Raw genomic sequence first — 25,528 nt, forward strand, 5'->3', positions numbered from 1 at the left:
ACCCTGCAGATCGGCGGCTCGTTCGACGGACTGGCCATCACCTGGGGCCTGCCCGCACAGACGCCCGGACGCGCCGATCCCGGCATGGCGAACGGCGCCGTCGCGCCCGCCGATACCGAGAAGGTGCGCTGGAGTTCGCTCGACGTCGGCTCGCCGTTCGATCACGCCAAATCGGGCATTCTGTATGTCGCCAAACATCTTCCGGCCCCGGGGCGTGACGGACTCGCGCCGGCCTACCTGGACGAGATCGAGAAGCTCATCACGGCCGCGGGCGGGCGCACCCTCGGCCTGTTCTCCTCCATGCGCGCGGCCAAGGCGGCCACCGAGGCGTTGCGCGAGCGGCTGGACACACCGGTCCTGTGCCAGGGCGACGATTCGACCGGCGCGCTGGTGCGCAAGTTCGCCGACGATCCGGAAACCTCACTGTTCGGCACACTGTCGCTGTGGCAGGGCGTCGATGTGCCGGGTCCGTCGCTGAGTCTGGTGATCCTGGACCGGATTCCGTTCCCCCGCCCCGACGATCCCCTGCTCACCGCGCGGCAGCGGGCGGTGGAATCGCGCGGCGGCAACGGGTTCATGACGGTCGCGGCCAATCACGCGGCGCTGCTGCTCGCGCAGGGCACCGGACGATTGCTGCGCAGTGTCGACGACCGCGGCGTGGTCGCGATCCTGGACTCGCGGCTGGCCACCGCCCGCTACGGCGGATACCTGCGTGCCTCGCTGCCGCCGTATTGGGAGACCGCCGACCCCGAGGTCGTAGTCAAAGCGTTGAAACGGCTCACCGCGAACGCCGTGTGATACCGCGCACATTCCCGCGCGCGTACTTCCGAACAGAAGTAAATTGGCAGTGGTACTTCGGTGAACCCCAATTCCCACCGAATGTATCGGCGGTCCCCGCGCCAAGCCCTGCACGCGGCGCGGGGACACCACAAATCCCTGTCGTGTCCGGTCGATACATGAGACCGTTTCCAGATGAAGCACCCTTCCGACAGTGATGTCCTCGGCGAATTCTTGGTCAGCGCAAGATCATTGACCGAATATCGGGCGATATTCACCCTCACCGACGCCGATCTGCACGGCCGAATTCTCGATTGCCCCGGCGGCGCAGCGAGTTTCACGGCCGAGGCGAGTGCGCTCGGCGCGCAGGTCACCGCCGCAGATCCGATATACGCCCGCGCCCCCGATGCGCTGCGCGCTTTCGCGCTCACCGAAACAGATCGCGGAAGCGATTGGGCTACAGCGCATTCCACGAGATATCGGTGGGACTGGTATGGCAGCCCGGAACGGCACCGCGAGCTACGGCATGCCGCGGCCCGCCGATTCGGCACCGACCTGATCGCGCACCCCGACCGCTATATCGCCACCGAACTGCCGACGCTCCCGTTCCCCGACCACAGCTTCGACCTGGTCCTCAGCTCGCATCTGCTCTTCACCTATGCCGACCGGCTGGACGCGCATTTCCACCTGACCGCCCTGCTCGAACTGACCAGGGTGTGCGCGGGCGAAGTCCGGCTGTACCCGCTGGTCGATCACCTCGGCAACCACCAGGACGACCTGCTCGCCCAACTACGAAAAGAACTGGCCGACAAAGGTATCGGCACCGAATTGCGCGCGACCGACTACGAATTCCATCACGGTGCCCGCACCGTACTGGTCCTGCACCCGTAGCTACCCGCTGTGCGCCACCGCGCGATAGGTGGTGTCGAGCAACGCATGCAGCTGCCGCTGGATCTCCTCGGCCGTCCCCGGGGTGAGGGTGAACTCGTCGTGTCCGTGGTTGTGCAGCAGATAGCGGCCGTCCGCGGGCAGATAGTCCATCCAGTGGAAGCCGCGGCCGTCCGTGGTCGGCCTGCTGTCGATCGCACCGCCCGCGAACACCCCCACCTCACCGAGCCCGGACCGCGGCCGGCGCACAATGCGATTGAGCTGCTCGGTATGCGACAGCCGCGTCGGATGCCGGGCGTACTCGACCCGGTTCAGATCCGTGCGCCGCCCGCTGATCGGCGGAAACCGGCCCGCCGCACAGTTCGGCAGTTGCGCGGTGATCAACCCGGGCAGCGCCCGCGGCGGGCACCGGGTCAACACGATATCTCGGCCGTATTCCTGTGTGGGGCCGGGCATCTGGACCGCGACCGTCGCATCGCGGCCGGTCATGCCCGCGTGCACGCGCACCACCTGCTTGAAATCCCGGCCGAAGAAACCGTGCACCTCGACCCGCACCTGCGGTTCGGTCAACACCGTCAACGCGGTGTAGAGCTCACGACTCCCGATGCCCGACAGCCGTTCCCTGGCCTGCGCCCGCAACCGGACATAGTCCTCATACGCCTCGACCCCTTCGACCGAAAAGCGCAACGGATACGGCAACCGGTCGCGCCCGAGCGCCTCCAGCGCCACCTCGAACATCAAACCGTCCATGCGCCAGCGAGATTCGCTCATCCGCCGATGACTCCACCCGGCGGTAGCGCGGGCGGCTGCGTACCCAGCAACTCCGAACCACGGTCGTAGATCAGGTAGTCCGGCGTCTTGTGCTCGTCATCCTCGTCACCCTTGCCGCGCGCCCCCGGCGCACCCATGCCACCCATCCCCGACGTGCCCGCCCGACCCGTCGACGCGGCGCGCGTCGCCGCATTCGCCGCCGCCGCCGGCGTCCCCGTATTCGCCTTACCCGGCACACTCTTCCCCGGATCCGGCGTGGCCCGCGGGCTACCCGGTGAACCCGGGACACCCGACGGCGTACCCGTATGCGTGGACGGAACGTTCGACGTCGGCGACTGCGTCTTCGGCGCGTTCGGATCCGTCGGGGACGTATTCGCCGGCGTCGTCGACGCCGGAGTCGTACTCGGCTGCTTCGACGTGTCCGGATCGTCGCCCGGGTTCGTGCTCGCCGGCTGCGTCGACTGCGGAGTCGTCGGATCCTGCGAAGACGGCTCCTCCGTAGTCTTCTTCTCCTCCGGCGACCCGTTGTTCGACGGATTATCACTACCCGGATTGCTCGACGGATTGCCGCTCGGGCCGGTCCCCGGATCCACCGCCTTACCCTTATCGATCGTCGTCGTAGGCTCCGGCAGAATCGGCGTGATCCCATCCACCTCGTTCACACCCGGCCGGTAATACTGCGTCATCACGAACCGGGCCTGCTTCTCCGCCTCCTCGGCGCGATAGGTGGGGCCCTTGATGACGTTCTGCAACGGCAGCGCATCGATGAGCCGATCGCCGACGGTGTAGTTATCCGGTTTGCCGACACTGCCTTTGGCCTGGGCGAGGTGCCCCTGCGTCAAATCCAAGCCGTGCCCGACCATTTGGAAAGTGGTGGCGAGCTTCGTAAACGATGTCGAGAACTCACGGGTCGCATCGATGGCGCCGTTCCCGGACTTGCCGTCCCAATGCTCCGTGATGTCCTGGTTCACACCTTTGGAGAACTCATCAACAGCATTGTTCGCGTCACGGGCCAGGTTCCGCCAGCCATCGGCCGAACTGTTGATCTGCCCCTCTTGCACATCCTTCAGTGCGTCGTAGATCTGCTGGTGCGACATCGTTTCGAACGGGTCCTGCGCCTTGATCGCTCGCGCATCGAATGCACCACTGCCATAAGTCGACAGCAGGCTCGCCCACTCATTGTTGACGAAGCTACGGTCCTGATCCCATTTGGCTCGCTCATCCGTCGCCCGCTGCTGATCGTCCGTCTTGTTCTTGTCGGCATCGCCCGACGAATCGGTGACAAGTCCGACGCCCATCGCCAGAGAGTTGATCGCTACCTGAAAATCGTTGTACGACACCATTATGAATTCCCCAAATCCAGTCCGGCGAGCTTGTCGGCAGCCGACTTGTCGGCCTCGGCCAACTTGCCGCAGGCCAATTTGTAGGTGTCGCGCATGAGGGTGACTACATCGATGCTCTGCTCGAGCCGCTTAACCGCGGAATCGCCACCGTTGTTGGCTTTGAGTGCGAACTTGGCCTGTAGATCCTGAGCGGAAGTTAGTGTGCCGAAACCGGAAAGCCGCTCCAATCGAGCAGCTTGGTTCCGCATGTCCCCGAGCTTGGTCAGCATCTGCTCAGCACGCTGTGCCAGCTTGTCACCGACCACCTCGTCGACGCGAAGCTCGCCCCCTTCCGCCTGCCGATACAGCGTCTGCCACCGCGTCATCATGTCTTGCATTCCCGGCTGCTCGTCTGCCAACTTTCACACCTCCCACCGATACGACCTGTACGTCAGCACATGGTCAAAAACTTCGTAGCCCCAAGCGCCAATCACGAGCTCCTATTTGGGGAGGTACGGTTCAAGCTCTTTCGCATGCTGGACAGCAAGATCGCATCGATCCTTCGTCACCGGCTCGCCATACCGCCACCCAACAGCTACCTCGATCGTGCCCTGCGCGGTAGGCAGGCCCACGTAGCAACTCAACTTCTTCGTATCCGATTTATCCTCGGAGATCAGACTCGCTCGCGGGCCGATCTGAACGTCACGAAACCCGGTGAGCTTGTCATTCTTACGCGCGTCATCTAACGAGTAGATCGTGGAAGAGACCGACACGAGATACGGCCCCTCGACCGGGTACCACTGACACATCCGCGCATCCACAGGGCCCGATGGTGCATCCGTGATGACATCCTTCGTCGCCGGATCCATCCGAGCAGCCTTCAACGCTTCGTCCGACAACTGCGTACAAGGGTTCCACTCGACCGTCTTCTCCCCGTTGACGGTCTTGGGTCCGGACGTGGTGGGTGTCCCGTCCTTGGTGGGGGAACAGCCGGTGACCAGCGCGGTTACCGCTGCGCCGACCAGCACGGTGCGGATGGCAACCCTCGACACACTGGCGGTTCGCATATCTCTCCTGACTACGGCCCCGGACTCCCGACACAGGATAAGACGCACGAGATCTCCCCCTGGTTCCGTTCCAAAATAGATCTATCCAATTGGACCGTTCCACTCAGGATGCAGAATGCCAGGTCGGCGCGCCGAGGGCCACCCCCACGACCTGGACAGACGATCAGGGGGAACTGGTGGCGGCAACGCCCGAGAGCGCCCCGCCACCAGTTCCCCCTCGGCCTCAGCCGCGCACGGCGACGGCGTCGACTTCGAATTGCATGTCGGGGAGGGCGAGGGCGGCGACGCCCGCGAGGGTTTGCACGGGCGGGCGGTCACCCCAGATCTCGGCGATCTTCTTGCCGAGCACCGCGAGCTTGTCCAGGTTGTGGTCGACGATGAAGGTGCGCAGTTGCGCCACGTCCGCGTAGTCCAAACCGGCTGAGCGCAAAGCGATTCCGAGGTTGGCGAAGGCGTTGTCGACCTGGACGGCGAAGTCGCCGCTGGTGGTGTGCCCCTGCGCATCGGAGTCGTACTGTCCCGCAATGAGCACCAGTTCGCCGGTCACCCGCGCCACATGGCTGTAGCCGAAGCCGGTGGGGTCGTGCAGTTCCGCGGGGTTGCTGATCTCGATGGCCATCATCGTCTCCTCGTATCTCGACTCATCAGCAGAACAAGAGGACGACGAAGCACCATCCCCAACTGTGACATGGCAGTCGTCACCACGCAGTTGGCAGACAGGTCAGATGGGATTTGTGGATGTGGTGACAGCGGCGCGGGCCTCCCTCCGGTTCGGAGGCGAGGCCCGCGTGCTCGTCCGGGTCTCGGCCCGAACGGTGACGTTCTTCTTACAGAACCCATTTCAGGATCAGGGTAAGTATCGCCGCGGCGAACGCGAGGACAACTGCGCCTGCTCCCCAGACGAATCCTTGCCGCTGCCACGGACGACCGTGATCCAGCGAGAACCTGCCCGCCCCGGTGAAGGCGATGGCCGCACCGACCGCGGCGAACAGCAACGGCATCTCGTAGGTGTCCTTACCGAACAGCCCCAAGCTCCACAGGGAGTTGATCGCGTTGATCATCGTGCCCAGGATGATCGCGCCGGCCAGTGGGGTCAGCAGGCCGGCGACGAGCATCAGGCCGCCGACGAATTCCGTGAGCCCGGCGAGAGTGCCGAACAGTTTGCCCGGGTTGTAGCCGGAGAGTTCGAAGCCTTCGGCATTTGCACTCCAGCCGGGACCTTTGAACCAGCCGAACAATTTTTGCGCACCGTGTACCGCCATCAGCGCGCCGAACACGACGCGGATGATCAGCAGTCCGATGTCGACGGTAATACCGTCCAGCTGGGGATTGGTAGTGGTGCGTTCCAGTACAGATTTCGTGGTCATGCTGGTCCTCGTCCCTGCAAGTCGATTCCAAACATCTGGTTCATTGGCCTCGGCGATGAAGCGGACTGCGGTCCGATTATCACACGATGCGACCCAACTTCCCAAGACCCGGTCTTATTCCTGTTCTACGGTTTCATCCTGACGTGGGTTCACTCCGCAAGGAAGAAGAAGTAGCCGAGGAACACGACGAGCAAGGCCCACATCGCCGGATGCACGTCCTTGATCCGGCCCTTCGCCACCATCACAATCGGATAAAACAGCATGCCCATGGCAAGACCGTTCGCGATCGAGTAGGTCAGCGGCATCATCACGATGGTGATGAACGCGGGTACGGAGTATTCGAGACGATTCCAGTCGATCTCGCCGAGCGCACGCGCCATCAGGATGCCGACCACGATGAGCGCGGGCGCGGTGACCTCGCCCGATCCCGCGACGACCGCGAAGATCGGATAACAGAACATGGCGACGAGGAACCAGCCCGCGGTGGTGACGGCGGTCAATCCGGTGCGACCGCCGGCGGACACGCCCGCGGTGGATTCGACGTACGCAGTGGTGGTGGAGGTGCCGATGACGGCGCCCGCCATGGTGCCGACGGAGTCGGCGGCCAGTGCGCTGGCCGCGCGCGGCAGCTTGCCGTCCTTGTCCAGCAGGCCCGCCTGGTTGGCGACACCGATCAGGGTGCCGGAGGCGTCGAAGAAATCGACGAACAGCATGGTGAGGATGACGACGGCCATCTGACCGGTGAACGCGTCGGGCAGGTTGATGATCGCTTGACCGAAGGTGTGCTCCAAGCCTTTCGGCGCCGCGACCACGCCGTCGGGCAGGTCGACGAGCCCGCTGACGATGCCGACCGCCGCGGTGAGCACGATGCCGTAGAGCACCGCGCCGTGCCAGCCGATGACGAGGAACACCACGGTCACGACGAGCCCGAACAGGGCGAGCAGGGTGGTGCCCTTGGTGAAGTCGCCGAGGGTGACCAGGGTGGCGTCGCTGTTCACCACGATGCCCGCGTTCTTCAACCCGAGGAACGCCACGAACAACCCGATGCCCGCGCCGACGGCGAGCTTCATCTGCATCGGGATGGCGTTGAGAATGCGCTCGCGCACCTTGGTGATCGCGAGCACGAAGAAGATGACGCCGGACAGGAAGGTGCCCGACAGCGCGACCTCCCACGGAATGCCCATGCCGAGCACCACCGAGTAGGCGAAGAAGGCGTTGAGGCCCATACCGGGCGCGAGCGCGATCGGGTACTTGGCCCACAGCCCCATGACGAGCGTGCCGAACACCGCGGCGACGGCGGTCGCGGTGAACACGGCCTGCATCGGAATGCCCTTGGCGCCGAGCGCACCTTCGTCGCCGAGCACCGACGGGTTCACGGCGAGCACATAGGACATGGCCAGGAACGTGACCGTGCCCGCCATCAACTCGCGTTTCATGGTCGAACCGGTCGCGCTGATACCGAAGAACGCGTCGATGCGACCTCGGGGCTCGGTCGGTGCGGCGGTGGCCATGGGCGATCTCCAGTCGGGAAAACGGTACGGGCGTGCCCAGGCACGGTAACCGACCGTTCGCCGAATCGGGGAATTCACGCACCGGTCGTGACCGGGCAGTTGTCCCAGCTCACACGCGCGGGCTAGGCGTTCGGCGCGGCCACCAAACCCAGCTCCGCGTCACCGGCGAGCAGTTCGTTGTGCGGCAGCACGCGCACCGTGTATCCGACGGCGCCGGACAGCGGCACGGGCGTGTCGACGACGAAGTGCGCGACCCCGGAGTCCGAACCCTGATGGGTCATCGGAATGGTGACCACATCGGACAGGTCGTCGGACGGCGACACCCGGCCGAGTACGGCCTGCACCACCACGTCGTCGACCGCGAGACCACCGAGATCGATGCGCGCGGTCAGCGACAACCGCGCCCCGATGATCGGCGTATCCGGCAGGCCCGCGCTGTCCACCTGGATCACTTTCACCGACGGCCACGCCGCCTCGACCCGGCGGCGGTAGTCGGCGATGGCGCGGGCGACGGCGAAATCGTCGGCCGTCGCCTGCTGGTAGGCGTTGGCGGCGGGCGCGTAGTACTCGACCGCGTAGTCCCGAACCATGCGGGAGGCCAGCACTTTCGGGCCGAGGGTCTGCAAAGTGTGGCGCACCATCTCGACCCAGCGCACCGGCATGCCCGCGGCATCGCGGTCGTAGAAGCGGGGCGCGACCGTGCGCTCGAACAGGTCGTAGAGCGCGGCGGCTTCCAGATCGTCGCGGCGATGCTCGTCGCTGACGCCGTCTGCGGTCGGGATGGCCCAACCGTTTTCGCCGTCGTACATCTCGTCCCACCAGCCGTCCCGGATGGACAGGTTCAGTCCACCGTTGAGCGCGGACTTCATGCCGGAGGTGCCGCACGCCTCCAGCGGGCGCAGCGGATTGTTCAGCCACACATCGCATCCCCAGTACAGGTAGCGGGCCATCGACATGTCGTAGTCGGGCAGGAAGACGATGCGGTGCCGCACCGCGGGATCGTCGGCGAACCGGACCACCTGCTGGATGAGCGCCTTGCCGCCATCGTCGGCGGGGTGGCTCTTGCCCGCGACCACCAGCTGCATCGGCCGCTGCGGGTCGAGCAGCTGGGCCCGCAACCGTTCCGGATCGCGCAGCATCAGCGTGAGCCGCTTGTAGGTCGGCACCCGGCGCGCGAACCCGACGGTCAGCACGTCGGGATCGAAAACGCTGTCCACCCAACCCAATTCGGCTTCGGCCGCGCCACGGTCCAGCCAGGACGCGCGCACCCGGCGACGCACTTCGGCAACCAGGATGGCGCGCAACGCGTTTCGGGTCGACCACAGCTCGCCGAGATCGACATCGCGCAGCCGCTCCCAGCCGCGGGCCTCCTCGACGAGTTCGGCGCCGATGTGCTCGCGCGCCTTGTCGAACCATTCGCGGGCCGCCCAGGTCGGCGCGTGCACGCCGTTGGTCACCGAGCCGATCGGCACCTCGGCCGCGTCGAAACCCGGCCACAGTCCGGCGAACATGGCGCGGCTGACCTCGCCGTGCAGTTTCGATACGCCGTTGGCGCGCTGGGCAAGTCGCAATCCCATATGCGCCATGTTGAACACGGACGGATCGGCCTCGCGCCCGAGCGCGACGATCCGATCGACGGAAAGCCCTGGCAGCATGGCGGATTCGGATTCACCGTGCGCCCCACCGAAATAGCGGCGCACCATCGGCATCGGGAACCGATCGATACCCGCCGGCACCGGCGTGTGCGTGGTGAACACCGTCCCGGCCCGGACCGCTGCCAGCGCTGTGTCGTAATCCTTTCCGGCGGCGACGAATTCACGGATGCGCTCGACGCCGAGGAAGCCCGCGTGCCCTTCGTTCATGTGGAACACGTCGGGATCGGGCAGGCCGTTCGCGGCGGTGTAGGCGCGCACCGCGCGCACGCCACCGATACCGGCGAGAATCTCCTGCCTGATCCGGTGTTCCTGATCGCCGCCGTAGAGGCGGTCGGTCACCGCGCGCAGTTCCGGATCGTTCTCGGCGATATCGGAATCCAGCAGCAACAGCGGCACCCGGCCGACCTGCGCGATCCACACCCGGGCCCGCAGCACCCGCTGGTCGGGCATCGCGACATGGATGAGGACCGGCGCGGTCTCCGAATCCGACTGCTCGGAGGTCAACAGCCGCAACGGCAGACCCTGCGGGTCCAGGTCCGGGTAGTGCTCGGTCTGCCAGCCGTCGGCGGACAGCGTCTGACGGAAATAGCCGGAGCGGTAGAGCAATCCGACGCCGATCAGCGGCAGGCCGAGATCCGAGGCCGCCTTCAGATGATCGCCTGCCAGGATGCCGAGCCCGCCGGAGTAGTTGGGCAGCACCTCGGTGACGCCGAACTCCATGGAGAAGTACGCGATCCCGCGCACACCCTCCTCCCCCGCCCGGCGCTCGAACCAGCTCGGCGCCGCGAGGTAGTCGCGCAGATCCGCAGCCGCGGCGTCCACCCGGCGCACGTAGTCGGGGTCGGCCGCCAGCTCGTCGACCCGCGCGGCGGGTACCTCGCCGAGCATGCGCACCGGGTCGTGACCCATTTCCAGCCACCGCTGCGGATCCAGCTCGGCGAACAGGTCCTGGGTCGGCGGATGCCACGACCACCGCAGGTTCGTGGCGAGCTCCCCGAGGGCGGCCAGCCGCTCGGGCAGATGGGCACGGACGGTGAAACGACGGAGGGCCTTCACTCCGCGAACCCTACCGAACCGCAGGCCTCGAGTCCGCCCGAGCAGCCCGGCTCACCACCGTGCGCCCAGCTCCGCGCTGCTACTGCGCACCGAACTTCTCCGCCGCGTACTCCGCGGAGAACTGCGCCACGTAGTCGCCGGCGGGCGGGATCTCCTTGATCACGTCGATCAGCACGCCGCTGGGGTCGGCGATGATGAAGTGGCGCTGACCGAAGTCCTCGGACCGGATCTCCAGTTCCGCCTTGTGGCCACCCTGCACGACGAGGCGCTCCCATTCGGCGTCCACGTCGTCCACCTCGAAGTTCAGCAGCAGACCCTGCACGGGTTTGCGATAGGCGGCGGGCACGGTCGGGTGGGTGTAGTCGAGCAGCGCGAGTTCGTAGGTGCGGTCGCCTTCGCGACGCAGGCTCACGTACCAGTCCGCCTCGAAGGTGATCTCGAAACCCAGCCAGGTGGTGTAGAAGTCGCGGGCCGCCGCGATGTCGGTGGTGCCGATGACCGGGTAGAAGCTGCTCAGTTTCATGACTCTCTCACTCTCACATACCGATGGTATGTCAGCTAAGCTAGATCACATACCATCGGTATGTCAAGGGAGAGGTAGGCGATGCCGAGCACGATCCGCACCCAGCAGCGGGAGGAAACCCGGCGCGCGCTGTTGCACACGAGCCGGCGCCTGTTCGCGACGAAAGGCTATGGCGCCGTTGGTCTGTCGGAGATCGTCACGGCGACGGGCGTGACCAAGGGCGCGCTCTATCACCACTTCGACAGCAAGGCCGCGCTGTTCGGCGCGGTGCTGGAGCAGGTGCAGCAGGAGGTCGGCGCGCGGGTTTCGGCGGCCGCCGAAACCGGCACCGACCCGTGGGATCAACTGGTCGCGGGCTGCGAAGCCTTCCTGACCTCCTGTACCGATCCGGAAATCCAGCGGATCATGCTGATCGACGGACCCGCGGTACTCGGCTGGAACGAATGGCGCGCGCTGGACGCGGCCGCCTCGGCCCGCCATCTCGAGGAAGCGCTGCAATCGCTGATCGACGCGGGCGTGCTCGCGCGGCAACCCGTCGCTCCGCTCACCCACCTGCTGTCCGGTGCGATGAACGAGGCGGCACTGTGGTTGGCCACCACCACCGACCCCCGGGCCCTCACCGACACGAAAGCCGCTCTGCGCGGTCTGTTGGAGGGCTGCCGCGCCTAGCCACGCGCCGCGGCCGTCTCCCGCCGGCGTCTCCCGAGCCGTCTCCCGCCAGCGTCTCCCGAGCCGTCTCCCGCGGCCGTGTCCCCGCGGCCGTGTCCCCGCGGCCGTGTCCCCCTGCCGTCTCCGGCGGCCGTGTCCCGCAGCCGTCTCCCGCAGCCGAGTCCCGCTGCCGTCTCCCGCAGCCGTCTCCGGCGGCCGTGTCCCGCGGCCGTGTTCCGCTGCCGTCGTTCGCAGCCATCTCCGGCAGCCGTCGTTCGCAGCCGAGTCCCGCTGCCGTCGTTCGCAGCCATCTCCGGCAGCCGTCGTTCGCAGCCGAGTCCCGCTGCCGAGTCCCGCCGCCGTCGTTCGCAGCCGTCTTCCGCAAGCCGTCGTTCGCAGCCGTTCTCGCACGCCGACGCAGGTGTGAGCGGACAGCACAGGATCCGGGAGTCCGCCTTGAAAACCGCTGGCGACGCCGACGATCCGCATGACAGCATCGGCAGATGCCGCACTGGGTCACCGTTCTTCCGCAATTCCTGCTGGCCTGTTTGATCCTGGCCGCGCTTCCCGGACCGGCGACCGCACTGTTCCTTCAGCGCTCGGTGCGCGACGGACGCAAGGCGGGGTTGGCGGCTGTCGCCGGGAACGAGATCGGCGTGTTCGGCTGGAGCATCGCGGGCGGCGCCGGACTCTCGGTGCTGCTGGTCGCCAACCACTTCATGAACACCGCGCTGCATATCGTCGGCGCGTTGGTGTTGATCTGGCTCGGTATCCAGGCGTGGCGCGGGGCGCGGCGCGACGACGAGTTCGGCGGCGCGATGACCAAAATGCTGCCGAGCGGGCGCACCCCGGGCGCAGCCTTCCGCGCGTCCCTGCTCTCGATCGCCGCGAACCCGAAGGCGGCGGTGTTCGGCCTGACGATCCTGCCGCAGTTCCTGCCGTCCAGCGGTCCGGTACTGCCCAGCGTGGTCGCGCTGGTGCTGATCCAAGTGGTGATCGACACCGCGTGGTGCGTCGGCATCGTGCTCGCCGCCGACCGCGCCGGCACCTGGCTGCGCCGCACCGGCATCCGGCAACGGGTGGAGCGGACCCTCGGCGCGATCCTGATCGCACTAGGGCTCGGCCTCGCCGCCGACGCCCGCTGACAACCACCCTCGCCGATGCCGCCGAAGGCGAGCCGACCGTCCGACGTGCCCTGCCAGTGCACGCACAACCCAGCCGACCGCGAAGGCGAGCCGACCGTCCGGCATGCCGTGCCAGTGCACGCACAACCCAGCTGACCGCGAAGGCGAGCCGACCCTCCGACGTGCCCTGCCAGTGCACGCACAACCCAGCCGACCGCGAAGCCGAGCCGACCCTCCGGCATGCCTTACCAGTGCACGCACAACCCAGCCGACCGCCAACGCGAGCCGACCCTCCGACACGCCCTGCCAATGGACGCGCACCACCCCGGCTGACCAGTGAAGGCGAGCCGACCCGTCCGGCATGTCCTGCCAACGAATGCGGCACCCGGCTGACCGCGCCGACGCAGACCGGACTGTCGCACCCCGGCCGACTCCGATGCCGCGACGAAGTCGGCCGAGGCCATCCGCGGCCCTCCCCGATCACCGCGCTGATCCGGTACATCCGGACCGGTGCCGGTAGGTTGGTCCCGTGACCGGCCGCATCGCAATCGATGACACTGCCCCGTCCATCGCAGGCGGTCGACCTGCCAAGGCCGTCGTCGGGGAGGTCTTCCCGGTGCGCACCGTGGTCTGGCGGGAGGGGCACGATGCCGTCGCCGCGACCCTGGCGGTGCGGGCGCCCGGTTCGTCGCGACCGATGCGGATCCGGATGGCCCCGGACTTCGAGCCCGATGTCTTCAACGCCACCTTCACGCCGAACCTGCCCGGCCTCTGGACCTATCGGATCGAGGGCTGGAGCGATCCGATCGCCACTTGGCGTTCGGCGGTGGAGGCCAAGCTCGCGGTCGGGCAGAGTGCCGCCGACCTGGACAACGATCTCGAGCTCGGCGCCCGGCTGCTGGAGCGGGCCGCGCAGGCCGTGCCGAAGAAGCAGTTCGAGCGATTGCGCGCGGCCGCAGCGGCTTTGCGCAGCGACGAGCAACTGCCCGCCCGGGTCGCGCCCGCCTTCGCCGAGGAGATCGCCGAGATCCTGCGCGCGACGCCCTTGCGCGACATGGTGACTCGCGGCCCGCAGCACACCGTGCAGGTGGATCGGCAGCGCGCACTGTTCGGCTCGTGGTACGAGTTCTTCCCCCGTTCCACCGGCGGCCGGGACAGCTCCGGCGCACCGATCCACGGCACCTTCGCCACGGCGGCAAAGGAATTGCCCCGGATCGCCGCGATGGGCTTCGACGTGGTCTATCTGCCGCCGATCCACCCGATCGGTGCGATCAACCGCAAGGGCCGCAACAACACGCTGGTCGCCGAAGCGGACGATGTCGGTTCGCCGTGGGCGATCGGCTCCGTGGACGGCGGCCACGACGCCGTGCATCCCGCACTCGGCACCGAGGCGGATTTCGCCGAATTCGTCGGCACCGCAGCACAACTCGGCCTGGAAGTGGCCTTGGACCTGGCATTGCAGTGCGCGCCCGATCATCCGTGGGTGGCCGCGCATCCGGAGTGGTTCACCACTCTGCCGGACGGCACCATCGCCTTCGCGGAGAACCCGCCGAAGAAGTATCAGGACATCTACCCGATCAACTTCGACAACGATCCCGACGGCCTCTACGCCGAGGTGCTGCGCGTGGTCCGGCACTGGATCGCGTTGGGCGTGAAGATCTTCCGGGTCGACAACCCGCACACCAAGCCCGCCGACTTCTGGGAGTGGCTGATCGCCACCGTGCGCCGCGACGACCCGGACGTGCTCTTCCTGTCCGAGGCCTTCACCCGCCCGGCCCGGCTGTACGGACTGGCGCGACGCGGATTCACCCAGTCCTACACGTATTTCACCTGGCGCGTGGCGAAGTGGGAGCTCGCCGAGTTCGGCCGGGAACTGGCGGCCAAGGCTGATGAGGCCAGACCCAATCTGTTCGTCAACACCCCGGACATCCTGCACGAGAGCCTGCAGCACGGTGGGCCGGGCATGTTCGCCGTCCGCGCGGTGCTGGCTGCCACCCTCGCGCCGACCTGGGGCGTGTACTCCGGTTTCGAGCTGTTCGAACACCAGGCGGTGCGGCCGGGCAGCGAGGAGTACCTGGATTCGGAGAAGTACGAGTTGCGCCCGCGCCCGTTCGCCGAGGCCCTGGCGCGCGGGGAATCGCTGGAGCCGTGGCTCACCCGGCTCAACGAGATCCGCCGGGCGCATCCGGCGCTGCAACAGTTGCGCTGCATCCACTTTCACCACGTGGACAACGACGCGCTGATCGCCTATTCGAAGATCGATCCGAGCAGCGGCGATGCCGTCCTGGTGGTGGTGAACCTGAATCCGTTCGGCGCCGAATGGGGCATGCTCTCGCTCGATCTGCCCGCCATCGGCCGGGAGTGGCACGACCACCCGGTGGTGCAGGACGAGGTCAGTGGCGAGGAATACCACTGGGCCCAAACGAATTACGTGCGGCTGGACCCGGCGCACGCGGTCGCGCACATCCTCGCGCTGCCCCCGGTCGCCCAGCAGGCGCGCACCGAACTGGCCTATCGGAGCACCCTGTGATGCGCCGTAGGGATCTGATGCTGCTCGCCGCGGGCACCCATCCCGATCCGCACACCGTGCTCGGCGCGCACCCGCATCCGGACGGCATGGAGATCAGAGCGCTACGCCCGCATGCGGATTCGGTGGCGGCCAGGGTCGGCGGCGTGGATCATCCGCTGAAGTCGTTGGGGCACGGGGTGTTCGCCGCGGTGGTGCCCTATCCCGAACTCATGGACTACCGCCTGGTGACGACCTACCCCGGCGGCCAGACGGTGCTCGGTGCCGACGGCTACCGATTCCTGCCCACGGTGGGCGAATTGGACCTGCACCTGATCGGTGAGGGCCGCCACGAACGACTCTGGGACGTGCTCGGCGCGCACCCGCGCCGCTACACCACCCTCGACGGTGACGTGCACGGCACCTCGTTCGCCGTGTGGGCGCCGAATGCGCGCGGCGTCACCGTATTCGGCGACTTCGACGGGTGGGGTGGGCAGAGCGCGCCGATGCGCGCCCTCGGCACCTCGGGCATCTGGGAGGTGTTCGTGCCGGATGTGGGGCCCGGCACCATGTACAAGTTCCGGGTGCACGGCGCCGACGGCCGCACGGTCGACCACGCCGATCCGATGGCCTTCGCCACCGAGGTGCCGCCCGCCACGGCCTCGGTGGTGACCGAGAGCCGCCACGTCTGGAGCGACCAGCAGTGGCTCGACACCCGCGCGCAGACCGATCCCACCCAGGCGCCGATGAGCGTTTACGAGGTGCACCTCGGTTCCTGGCGGCCCGGCCTCGGCTATCGCGAATTGGCCGACCAGCTCGCCGATTACGTGCGGGTGGCCGGTTTCACGCACATCGAACTGCTGCCCATCGCCGAGCACCCGTTCGGCGGCTCCTGGGGATATCAGGTCACCTCGTACTACGCCCCGACCGCGCGCTTCGGCAGCCCCGACGACTTCCGAGCCTTCGTCGACCGGCTGCACCGGGCCGGCATCGGCGTGCTGCTCGACTGGGTGCCCGCGCATTTCCCGCGCGACGAATGGGCACTGGCTCGCTTCGACGGCACCCCGCTCTACGAACATGCCGATCCACGGCGCGGCGAGCAACTCGACTGGGGCACCTACGTTTTCGACTTCGGGCGGCACGAGGTGCGCAACTTCCTGGTGGCCAACGCGCGCTTCTGGATCGAGGAGTTCCACATCGACGGCCTGCGCGTCGACGCCGTCGCCTCCATGCTGTACCTGGATTACTCACGCCCGGAAGGCGGTTGGGAGCCGAACGTGCACGGCGGCCGGGAAAACCTGGAGGCCGTGGACTTCCTGCAGGATCTCAACAACACCGTGCACCGCCACCACCCCGGCGTGGTCACCATCGCCGAGGAGTCCACCAGCTGGCCGGGCGTCACCCGCGGCACCGACGTCGGCGGCCTCGGCTTCACCATGAAGTGGAACATGGGCTGGATGCACGACACCCTCGATTTCCTGGGCCGCGACCCGATCCACCGGTCCTGGCACCACAACGAGATCACCTTCTCGCTGATGTACGCGTGGAGCGAGAACTTCGTGCTACCGATCAGCCACGACGAGGTCGTGCACGGCAAAGGCACGCTGTGGACCCGGATGCCCGGCGACGATTTCGCCAAAGCCAGCGGGGTGCGCGCACTGCTGGCCTACATGTGGGGACATCCTGGCAAGCAGCTGCTGTTCATGGGCCAGGACTTCGGCCAGTTCCGCGAGTGGTCCCACGATCGCGGGCTGGACTGGCCGGAACTGGACAACCCGCTACACCTCGGCATCACCGCGACGGTGCGCGCGCTCAACACGGTGTACCGCGAGCGCCCCGCGCTGTGGAGCCAGGACACCACACCGGGCGGCTACTCCTGGATCGAGGCGAACGATCAGGCCAACAACGTGCTGTCGTTCCTGCGCTACGGGTCGGACGGTTCCGTGGTGGCCTGCGTCTACAACTTCTCCGGCTCGGTGCACGGCGAGTACCGCGTCGGCCTGCCCGGCGCGGGGCGGTGGACGGAGATCCTGAACACCGACGCCGCCGAATACGGCGGCTCCGGCATCGGCAACATGGGCGCGGTCGAGGCGACGGACGAACCGTGGCACGGTCGCCCGGCCTCGGCCACCCTCGCGCTCGCCCCCAACAGCGCGGTCTGGCTGGCCCCGGAAAGCTGATCGCCCACCGGGGTCCCGAGCCCGCCGGTCAGTACCGCGGCACCAGCCGTCGGTACCGCCGATCAGTACAGCGCGGCGGCGAGCTTGCGCCGGGCGGCCACCACGAACGGCTCTGCCTGGTCGAACAACTCGAAGAGTTCGAGCAGCCGGGTGCGTGCCTTGGTGCGGTCGTCGCCCGCGGTGCGCTTGACGACCGCGATGAGCCGCTCGAACGCAGCCTCCGGCAGCTGGCTCAGCAGCTCGAGGTCGGCGGCGTCCAGTGCCGCGTCCACGTTCGCGGGGTCGGCGTCGGCGGTGGCGATCGCGGTCTCCGGGATCTCCTGCGCGCGAGCGAGGAACCGCAGCTGCCGCAGCGCGCCCTTGGCCTCCTCGTTGCCCGGCTCCGCGGCGATGATCGCCTCGTAGGCGGCCTCGGCACCGGCCATGTCGCCCTGCTCCAGCGCCGTTTCCGCGGCGACGAAGCGCGGATCCTCCGGCGCTTCCTCGGGCGTCTCGCCGCCGGGCAGCTTGCCCGCCACCGCGTCGACGACCGCACTCAGCCACTGCCGCACCTGCGGCTCGGGCTGGGCGCCCTGGAAATCGGCCAGCGGCTGACCGCCGGCGACCGCAATGACGGTCGGGATGCCCTGCACACCGAACGCCTGCGCGATCCGCATGTTCGACTCGGCTTCGACGGTGGCCAGATCCCAGGCCCCGCCGCTCTCGCCGACCAGTCGTTCCAGTGTCCGGACCAGCTCGACGCTGCCCGGGCTGCGCTGCGAGTACAGCGCGACGACCACGGGCACCTGCACCGAGCGGCGCAGCACCTTCGTCTCGAAGTTCGCCTCGGTGACCGCGTAGTCGCCGCCGCCGGCCGCGCCGGATGCTCCGGCGGGCGGCTGCTTCAGGCTGGACAGGTCCACGGCCCCGGACATGGCGGCGGCAACGGCGGGCGAAGTACGGCGTGCAGCAGGTCGAGTCACGGTTTCCAGTTTGTCACGACGTGGCCGAGGCCGGGGCTCCGGACTCGGCAGAAACCGGGTTGCTCAGCTCACCCAGCTTGCCGGAGCGCACAGCCCAGATCTCGAACACCACGGTGAAGAACGGCGGGATGCTCGACAGCAGCGCGAGCAGCGTGGTCTTGCCGGTCCACCCCAGTTCCCGCGAGGCCACGATGACCGAGAGCACGAACAGCACGAAGACGATGCCGTGCGTCATGCCGAAGACCTTCACCGGCCAGAGGATCGGTTCCGGCAGCCGCTTGAGCACCATGCCGATGATCAGGAAAAACCACGAGATCGCCTCGAGCACCGCGATGAAACGAAGCCGCTTCGCGGCAGTGCTCAGGTCGAAGACATTGCCCATAGGCCTTATTGTGCCGCATGCACTACGACGTGTCGTAGTGCGACGGATCACAGTGTCAAGTCCGGTTCGCGAAAATCGCCCTTCACGAAGGATTTTCGTGAAGGGCGATCGAAAAGAGTGGCGCAGACCTCAGACTCGGACAATCAGGGCGTCACCCTGGCCGCCGCCACCGCACAGCCCGGCCGCACCCACGCCGCCGCCGCGACGCTTCAGTTCCAGCACCAGGTGCAGCAGGATGCGCGCGCCGGACATGCCGAGCGGGTGGCCGATCGCGATGGCGCCACCGTTGACGTTCACCTTCGCCGGATCGATGCCCAGCTTGCGGGTCGAGGCGACGCCGACCGCGGCGAACGCCTCGTTGATCTCCACCAGATCCAGGTCGGCGGGCGAAATGCCTTCGCGCGCACAGGCCTTCGCGATGGCGTTGGCCGGCTGGTCCTGCAGGGTCGAATCCGGGCCCGCGACCACGCCGGCGGCGCCGATCTCGGCGAGCCAGCTCAGGCCGAGTTCTTCGGCCTTGGCCTTGCTCATCACCACGACCGCGGCCGCACCGTCGGAGATCTGCGAGGCGCTGCCCGCGGTGACCGTGCCGTCCTTGCGGAACGCCGGGCGCAGCTTGGCCAGCGACTCGGCGGTGGTGTCGGCGCGGATGCCCTCGTCGGCGGCGATCAGCACCGGATCGCCCTTGCGCTGCGGCACCGCGACCGGAACCACCTCGTCGTCGAACAGGCCGTTCTTCCACGCCTCGGCGGCGCGCTGATGCGAGGCCGCCGCGAACGCGTCCTGCTCCTCGCGGCTGACCGGCTCGGCGTCGTTGCGCTGTTCGGTCAGCGCGCCCATCGGCTGATCGGTGAAGATGTCGTACAGCCCGTCGTAAGCCATGTGATCGCGCAGCGTGACGTCGCCGTACTTGAAGCCCTCGCGGCTCTTCTCCAGCAGATGCGGCGCCTGGCTCATCGATTCCTGACCGCCCGCGACCACGATCTCGTACTCACCGGCCCGAATCAGCTGGTCGGCCAACGCGATTGCGTTGATACCGGACAAACACACCTTGTTGAGGGTCAGCGCGGGGACATCCATCGGGATGCCGGCCGCCACCGCCGCCTGCCGAGCCGGGATCTGGCCCGCGCCCGCGGTGAGCACCTGGCCCATGATCACGTAATCGACCTGCTCGGGCGCCACGCCACCCTTCTCCAGCGCCGCCTTGATGGCGAAGCCGCCGAGATCGGAACCGCTGAAGTCCTTCAGCCCACCGAGCAGCCGACCGACCGGGGTGCGCGCACCGGAGACGATTACTGATGTGGTCACGACGAGCCTCGCTTCGCTTGTTCCGCAGAATTCCGTACTCAACGGTAACTCCTGTGCCCCGGTTGCCGGTACGCAGGTACGAGCTACCTTCGAGTAGTGAGCAACGATATGGATTCGTCCGATTTCATCCCCGCGGACTACGTCGTCGCCGTCGACCACGTCGGTGTCGCCGTGCCCGATCTGGATGTCGCGGTTGCCTGGTATGCGGAGAATCTCGGCATGGTCGAGACCCATCGCGAGGTCAACGAGAGCCAGGGTGTGCACGAGGCGATGCTGTCGCTGCCCGGCGCGCCCGATCGCGGGACTGCCCTGCAGTTGCTGGCGCCGCTGAACGCCGAGTCGACCATCGCGAAGTTCATCGACCGTAACGGACCGGGCCTGCAACAACTGGCCTATCGCGTCACCGACATCGATGCGGTCTGCGCGCACCTGCGAAACCGCGGTCTGCGTTTGCTGTACGAGGCGCCGAGGTCTGGAACAGCGGATTCGCGCATCAATTTCATCCATCCGAAGGATGCTGGCGGTGTGCTGATCGAGTTGGTCGAGCCGAACGCGAATGTTACGCACTAGTATCAAGATCGGGCGCGAAAAACTCATCGGAATCACATTCGCGGTCGAGTCACCATCGGGACTCGGTAGGCTGTAGTTTGTGTGCCATGTCGTCACCTGAGTCCGATCGCAATCGCTTCGTTGCACTGCCCTTCACCGTTGTGCGCAAGGGTTATGCGCAAGACGAGGTACGCAACTACTTCGACCGCTTCGACGCCGAACTAAGGGTCACCGCTACCGACCGGGATGCTGCTGCGGCACAAGCCCGTAACCTCGCGAGCCAGCTCGAGGATGCGCGTGACGAGATCGACGAGCTCCGCAAGGAGGTCGACCGTCTCTCGGTGCCACCCACCACCGCGGAAGGCATGTCCGACCGCATCTCCCGCATGCTGCGGCTGGCCTCCGACGAGGCCTCCGAAGTTCGTGCCCTGGCGCAGGCCGAAGCCGCGGAGATGGTGTCGATCGCGGAGCAGCAGGCCACCGAAATGCGTGGCAAGTACGAGTCGTTGCTGGCCGAAACCAAGGAAAAGCGCGAGGCGCTCGAGATCGAGTTCGAGCAGACCCTCGCCAACGCGCGCACCGAGTCCGCCAAGATCATCGAGGCCGCCCAGGCCGAGGCCGACCGTCTCGGCAAGGAAGCCGACGCCAAGCGCAAGGCGAACCAGCAGGACTTCGAAGTCACCATGGCCGAGCGGCGCACCAAGCTCACCCGTGCCATGGAAGAGCTGGAGGCCACCAGCCGCGCCGAGGCCGCACAGCGGATCAAGGACGCGACCGACGAGGCCAACCGCCTCATCACCTCCGCGACCCAGACCTCCGAGCGCAAGATCGCGCACGCGAAGGAACTGGCCGAGGAGATGCGCGTGCTGCGCGGCCGGGTGCTCGCCCAGCTGCTCGGTATCCGCGGCCAGCTCGACTCGGTGCCCGCGATGCTCGCCGCCGTCAACCGCGAAAGCGAACTGCTGGACGGCGTTCCGGACAACCGCAAGTCCATCGGTGGCAACACCAAGCAGGTCGCCGGCGCCAACCGCAAGGCGATCCCCGAGGTCGCGGCCGAAGACGACGAGATCGTCGACGAGGAGCGCGAGAACGCCGACATCAGCAACTGAACGGCGGGCTCGCGGCGACTAACGCAGTACCCCAACCGAATTCATCCGAAGGCCGTCCCTTACCGGGGGCGGCCTTCCTAATGCTCGGGGTTCCCGCACCCTTTCCGTGTTCCCGCACCCGCTGTGGCATGCCAGAGGCGGTGCGGGAAGGCAGAAGGGGTGCGTCAGGACCAGCGGCGGGTGATCCCGCGGGTGCGGCGGCCGTTCCAGCAGCCGCTGTGCCAGTGGCGGCGGTCGTCCTCGCCGCCGTCGGCCGCCCAGGCGACGATATGGGCGACGCCGATCGCGATCTCGTGGTCACAGCCGGGGCAGCGGTAAGGCTTCGTCGCGCGGGTGCCGGGGATGGTGCGCACCACATAGGTTTCGTCGCCCGGGCCTGTCTCGGTGCGACCGAAGACATCACCGAGCGGCGCGCCGCCCGTGCGCGAGCGGCCCGCTTGACCGTCCAGGCGCGGTTTCCGACGAGGCATACCTTCCACCCTATTACCCGCGCCGAGCGGGCTCTGAACGGCCGGTTCGCCGCTTGCCCTGCCGTCCTCAGGTTCGTGTGGCACAGTGGGGCACCGCCTGCGCTACGCCCGCCGGCGCGCAGTTTCACCGCACGCACACCGGGAATACCCTGATCGGGCCGGACAACGGAGGTAGGCATGGCCGTCGCGACGACCACGGACGACCGGGCGCCGGTCGTCGGTTCTCGTTGGTGGCGACCGCGCGTGCCCGCGACAGTCGGCTATCTGGCCGCGCTGGTTCTCGTCACCTCGATCTTCTCCGTGCTCAGCGACTCGGCCCAGTCGAACGTGGTGCTGCACGCCAGCACCAATCTGCACAATCTGCTGCAGGGCCGCATCGTCACCCTGCTGTCGAGCGCGCTCGTCATCGGTGACGTCGGCGTCGCCTGGCTGATCATGCCGATGCTGGCCTGTCTGCTCGCGCTGGCGGAACTGCGTTTCGGTGCGCTGCACATGGTGCGGGTGTTCCTCGCCGGGCATATCGGCGCGACCCTGCTCGTGGCCGCCGGACTGTGGGTGGCGATCGAATTCGACTGGATGCCCGCGAGTGTGCGGTGGAGCGAAGACGTCGGCATCAGCTACGGCGCGATGGCACTGATCGGCGCGCTCGTCTTCGTGGTCCCGCGCCGGTCCCGCATCCCCTGGGCCACAGGGTGGTTCGCCGCCGCCGTAGCCGGCGTCCTGCTCGGCCAGACCTTCACCAACGTCGGTCACCTGCTGGCCTTCTGCATCGGCTCCGCCGTCGGCTACGGCATGATCCGCACCAAAGCCCCGGTCACCCGCCCCTTCACCAAGGTGGAATTGGCGCTGCTGGCCACCAGCGCGGTGCTCGCGGGTGCCGTGCTCTTCGGCTGAACCGGACACGACCGCACTCGCGGCGGGCTGACGACAACGTCGCGCGGCCGTTCACCTACAGTGCTTGGGTGCGCCTAGTGATTGCTCGCTGTCAGGTCGACTACGTAGGGCGACTCACCGCCCATCTGGCCATGGCCCGCCGCCTGCTGCTGATGAAAGCGGACGGCTCGGTCCTCGTGCACTCCGACGGCGGTTCGTACAAACCGCTGAACTGGATGAGCCCACCGTGCTGGCTGGAGGAGCGCGGCGCCGCAGACGTACCCGACGGTGCCAAGGCGCTCTGGGTCGTCACCAACAAGGCCGGCGAGGAACTCCGCATCACCATCGAGGACATCGAGCACGACTCCTCGCACGAGCTCGGAGTCGACCCCGGCCTGGTGAAAGACGGTGTGGAAGCCCACCTTCAGGAACTGCTCGCCGAACATGTGCACACGCTCGGCGCCGGTTACACCCTGATCCGCCGCGAATACATGACCGCGATCGGCCCCGTCGACCTGCTGTGCCGGGACGCGGCAGGCGCCACCGTCGCCGTCGAGATCAAGCGCCGCGGCGAGATCGACGGCGTCGAACAGCTCACCCGCTACCTCGAACTGCTCAACCGCGACCCCCTACTCGCCCCTGTCGCAGGCGTTTTCGCCGCCCAGCAGATCAAGCCGCAAGCCCGCACCCTCGCCGAAGACCGCGGCATCCGCTGCCTCGTCCTCGACTACGACACCCTCCGCGGCACCGAAAGCACCGAATTCCGCCTGTTCTGAGCGTGATTCAGCAGGACCGCCGAGGTCCCGCGCCACGCGACCGCAGGCCGCGCGGTTCTCGGAAGGTGGCCGTGCGACCGCTTCACCTGTGGCCGAGCCACATTCGTTGTGCCGGTGCGTCCATCGGAGCGTGATTCAGCGCAGGACGGCCGAGGTCCGCGCCCGACCACCGCAGGCGGCGCGGCTCTCAGGAGGTGGCCGCCGCTCCCGCATCGCCTGTAGCCGAGCCGCATTCACTGTGTCGGTGCGTCCCATCGGAGCGTGATTCAGCGCAGGACGGCCGAGGTCCGCGCCCGACCACCGCAGGCGGCGCGGCTCTCGGGAGGTCGCCGTGCACCCACTTCACCTGTGGCCGAGCCACATTCACCGTGCCGGGTGCGTCCCAAGGGCCTTTGCCGACGCGCCGGTGGCCGCGCTGACAGCCCTCGGCCGGCAGCCATGCCTCCGCACCTGTTGCCGCCCCACAATCGCAGCACCGGTACAGGCCAAGGGCTTCCGTTCTGAGCATGATCCAGCGGGACAGCCGAGGTCCGCGCCACGCGACCACGGGCCGCGCGGTTCTCGGGAGGTCGCCGTGCGCCCCCTTGACTGTGGCCGAGCCACATTCACCGTGCTGGTGCGCCCCTAAGGCTCCTTACGGGGCCCGGGCAGCCCTCGCCGCCGCCAGGCCATGCAGGCCGTTTGTATTGCGCGTGATTCAGCGAGCCCGATGGTCGGTCGCACTGACACAACCGCGGGCTGCGCTGACGGTCCTGGGCTGACGGTCGAGCCTCCATCGCGCCTGTGGCCGCGCCACATTCGCAGTAGGCCCGCCACCCCGGGCCGTGCGGGCCGTCTGTTCTGAGCGTGATCAGCGTGGGCGCCCGTCGTCCATACCGGCGAGACCACCGACCGTACGGCCCTCCGCTGCGGTTCAGGCACATGCGCGATGGTGCCGTTGTGATGATCGACGTTGGCAGCCGTGCCTCCACTGCGCCTGTGGTCGAGGCGTATGCAGCCGTACTGGTGTGACCGCGGGCCGCACGGTCCTCGGCTGGCGGGGCATTCCCTCGCTGCATCTTCGGCCGAAGCACACTGAGGCGCAACTGGCGTAACTGCGGGTCGCAGGGGCCTCGGCTGGCAGCCATGTCGCCATCGCACCTGTGCCCGAGACGCTAGTGTGACCGCGAGCCGCACGGTCCTCGGCCATGTCCGTCTCTTTGTGGCCGCTACGCTTTCGGCCGCCATGATGCGCCGCAGAGTTTCCTGCCGGTGTCGCAGTGGTCACCCGAGCAGCAGGTTCTGCGACGGGCTTGCGGGCTGGGTGATGGGCCGAGTGCGCCGCCGAGATGTCGTGGCGGGCAGGGTCGCACCGTGCGCGAGGTCTTCAGCGCACCGGTGCGCTGAACGTTCAGGTAGGCGTGAATCAAGGCCGCTCAGTACAGGTCGCCGGCTCGGTACCCTGACCCGAGCCGCGCCACGCCGCGACGATTCGCCCGTCGCAACGAATCGCCCGGTCGCGACGAACCGTGGTGCACGGGAGGCCCTCGTCCAGCGCAATTTTCGACTTAGAGCCTGCGAATCCGCCTGCCCGCCATCGACGGCCGGACGCAACCTAGTCTTCGATCGGCGGGCCGTTGGTGATCGGGCGCGGGAAGGGCGGCGCTGTGGGAAAGGGTCGTGAACGCAAGAAGACCCCCGACGATGTCGGGGGTCTTCTGCAAT

General features: G+C 67.5%; 23 protein-coding genes. 10 read left to right on the forward strand and 13 right to left on the reverse strand.

Features of this window, described 5'->3' with window-relative positions; all coding sequences use genetic code 11:
- Both NVU01S_RS08955 and NVU01S_RS08960 read left to right on the forward strand, forming a co-directional pair.
- Positions 1-798: ATP-dependent DNA helicase (locus NVU01S_RS08955; RefSeq protein ID WP_169815262.1), on the forward strand; the 798-nt coding region annotated here is incomplete at its 5' end.
- A 174-nt stretch (positions 799-972) separates the two neighbouring features.
- On the forward strand, positions 973-1,668 hold the full coding sequence (locus tag NVU01S_RS08960) for a methyltransferase domain-containing protein (protein ID WP_043662994.1): 696 nt from the start codon (positions 973-975) through the stop codon (positions 1,666-1,668).
- Here NVU01S_RS08960 and NVU01S_RS08965 read toward each other — a convergent pair whose 3' ends face one another.
- The 9 genes from NVU01S_RS08965 to NVU01S_RS09005 all read right to left on the reverse strand — a co-directional run bounded on the left by NVU01S_RS08965 (position 1,669) and on the right by NVU01S_RS09005 (position 10,937).
- Positions 1,669-2,436 (reverse strand): ESX secretion-associated protein EspG, encoded by a 768-nt coding sequence (locus tag NVU01S_RS08965; protein ID WP_041562448.1) that lies wholly within the window; start codon positions 2,434-2,436, stop codon positions 1,669-1,671.
- Positions 2,433-3,779: a hypothetical protein gene (locus tag NVU01S_RS08970; protein ID WP_043662989.1), complete on the reverse strand. Its 1,347-nt coding sequence runs from the start codon at positions 3,777-3,779 to the stop codon at positions 2,433-2,435. The genes NVU01S_RS08965 and NVU01S_RS08970 overlap by 4 nt, the downstream gene beginning before the upstream one ends.
- Complete coding sequence (locus tag NVU01S_RS08975) at positions 3,779-4,177, reverse strand: hypothetical protein (RefSeq protein ID WP_052280076.1); 399 nt, start codon at positions 4,175-4,177, stop codon at positions 3,779-3,781. Before NVU01S_RS08975 ends, NVU01S_RS08970 begins: the two co-directional genes overlap by 1 nt.
- Positions 4,178-4,258: 81 nt before the next feature.
- Positions 4,259-4,825 carry a DUF3558 domain-containing protein gene (locus tag NVU01S_RS08980; RefSeq protein WP_043662986.1) on the reverse strand — a complete coding sequence of 189 codons (567 nt, stop codon included), beginning with the start codon at positions 4,823-4,825 and terminating at the stop codon, positions 4,259-4,261.
- Between the two features lie 223 nt (positions 4,826-5,048).
- On the reverse strand, positions 5,049-5,447 hold the full coding sequence (locus NVU01S_RS08985; RefSeq protein WP_244467071.1) for a RidA family protein: 399 nt from the start codon (positions 5,445-5,447) through the stop codon (positions 5,049-5,051).
- A 205-nt stretch (positions 5,448-5,652) separates the two neighbouring features.
- The gene (locus tag NVU01S_RS08990; RefSeq protein ID WP_043662983.1) at positions 5,653-6,192 is read right to left on the reverse strand and encodes a DoxX family protein; all 540 of its coding nucleotides are present in this window, start codon (positions 6,190-6,192) and stop codon (positions 5,653-5,655) included.
- Between the two features lie 149 nt (positions 6,193-6,341).
- Positions 6,342-7,703, reverse strand: a complete 1,362-nt coding sequence (locus NVU01S_RS08995) for an NCS2 family permease (RefSeq protein ID WP_043662980.1) — start codon at positions 7,701-7,703, stop codon at positions 6,342-6,344.
- Between the two features lie 122 nt (positions 7,704-7,825).
- A complete protein-coding gene (gene glgP / locus NVU01S_RS09000; RefSeq protein WP_043662977.1) occupies positions 7,826-10,414 on the reverse strand; it encodes an alpha-glucan family phosphorylase in 2,589 nt (862 codons plus the stop codon).
- Positions 10,415-10,493: 79 nt separating this feature from the next.
- Positions 10,494-10,937, reverse strand: a complete 444-nt coding sequence (locus NVU01S_RS09005; RefSeq protein WP_043662974.1) for a VOC family protein — start codon at positions 10,935-10,937, stop codon at positions 10,494-10,496.
- Positions 10,938-11,018: 81 nt separating this feature from the next.
- Between NVU01S_RS09005 and NVU01S_RS09010 the strand changes: the two genes are divergently transcribed.
- From NVU01S_RS09010 to glgB, 4 genes are all read left to right on the forward strand, one after another.
- Positions 11,019-11,606, forward strand: a complete 588-nt coding sequence (locus NVU01S_RS09010) for a TetR/AcrR family transcriptional regulator (RefSeq protein ID WP_043662969.1) — start codon at positions 11,019-11,021, stop codon at positions 11,604-11,606.
- Positions 11,607-12,088: 482 nt separating this feature from the next.
- Entirely contained in the window at positions 12,089-12,730 is a 642-nt protein-coding gene (locus NVU01S_RS09015) for a LysE family translocator (protein WP_063048091.1), read from the forward strand.
- A gap of 508 nt (positions 12,731-13,238) precedes the next feature.
- Entirely contained in the window at positions 13,239-15,239 is a 2,001-nt protein-coding gene (locus NVU01S_RS09020; protein ID WP_043683064.1) for an alpha-1,4-glucan--maltose-1-phosphate maltosyltransferase, read from the forward strand.
- Positions 15,239-17,395: a 1,4-alpha-glucan branching protein GlgB gene (gene glgB, locus NVU01S_RS09025; RefSeq protein WP_043683067.1), complete on the forward strand. Its 2,157-nt coding sequence runs from the start codon at positions 15,239-15,241 to the stop codon at positions 17,393-17,395. Before NVU01S_RS09020 ends, glgB begins: the two co-directional genes overlap by 1 nt.
- Before the next feature lie 62 nt (positions 17,396-17,457).
- Here the strand turns inward: glgB and NVU01S_RS09030 are convergent, their stop codons facing one another.
- The 3 genes from NVU01S_RS09030 to NVU01S_RS09040 all read right to left on the reverse strand — a co-directional run bounded on the left by NVU01S_RS09030 (position 17,458) and on the right by NVU01S_RS09040 (position 20,047).
- Positions 17,458-18,309, reverse strand: a complete 852-nt coding sequence (locus tag NVU01S_RS09030) for a tetratricopeptide repeat protein (protein WP_043683070.1) — start codon at positions 18,307-18,309, stop codon at positions 17,458-17,460.
- A gap of 61 nt (positions 18,310-18,370) precedes the next feature.
- Entirely contained in the window at positions 18,371-18,739 is a 369-nt protein-coding gene (locus NVU01S_RS09035) for a DUF3817 domain-containing protein (RefSeq protein WP_014982088.1), read from the reverse strand.
- Positions 18,740-18,868: 129 nt separating this feature from the next.
- Positions 18,869-20,047 carry an acetyl-CoA C-acetyltransferase gene (locus NVU01S_RS09040; RefSeq protein WP_043683074.1) on the reverse strand — a complete coding sequence of 393 codons (1,179 nt, stop codon included), beginning with the start codon at positions 20,045-20,047 and terminating at the stop codon, positions 18,869-18,871.
- Between the two features lie 108 nt (positions 20,048-20,155).
- On the opposite strand from NVU01S_RS09040, the gene mce reads away from it, so the two are divergent.
- Positions 20,156-20,617 (forward strand): methylmalonyl-CoA epimerase, encoded by a 462-nt coding sequence (gene mce, locus NVU01S_RS09045; RefSeq protein WP_042261405.1) that lies wholly within the window; start codon positions 20,156-20,158, stop codon positions 20,615-20,617.
- A gap of 86 nt (positions 20,618-20,703) precedes the next feature.
- Positions 20,704-21,705 (forward strand): coiled-coil domain-containing protein, encoded by a 1,002-nt coding sequence (locus NVU01S_RS09050; protein ID WP_043683077.1) that lies wholly within the window; start codon positions 20,704-20,706, stop codon positions 21,703-21,705.
- 164 nt (positions 21,706-21,869) lie between these two features.
- Here NVU01S_RS09050 and NVU01S_RS09055 read toward each other — a convergent pair whose 3' ends face one another.
- Entirely contained in the window at positions 21,870-22,175 is a 306-nt protein-coding gene (locus tag NVU01S_RS09055; protein WP_042261402.1) for an Rv1322 family protein, read from the reverse strand.
- Positions 22,176-22,352: 177 nt separating this feature from the next.
- On the opposite strand from NVU01S_RS09055, the gene NVU01S_RS09060 reads away from it, so the two are divergent.
- Both NVU01S_RS09060 and nucS read left to right on the forward strand, forming a co-directional pair.
- The gene (locus NVU01S_RS09060) at positions 22,353-23,069 is read left to right on the forward strand and encodes a rhomboid-like protein (protein WP_052281459.1); all 717 of its coding nucleotides are present in this window, start codon (positions 22,353-22,355) and stop codon (positions 23,067-23,069) included.
- Positions 23,070-23,137: 68 nt separating this feature from the next.
- Complete coding sequence (gene nucS, locus NVU01S_RS09065) at positions 23,138-23,824, forward strand: endonuclease NucS (RefSeq protein WP_042261397.1); 687 nt, start codon at positions 23,138-23,140, stop codon at positions 23,822-23,824.
- Positions 23,825-25,528: the final 1,704 nt, after the last annotated feature.

It is taken from the genome of Nocardia vulneris (assembly GCF_001613425.1).
Lineage (GTDB): Bacteria > Actinomycetota > Actinomycetes > Mycobacteriales > Mycobacteriaceae > Nocardia > Nocardia vulneris.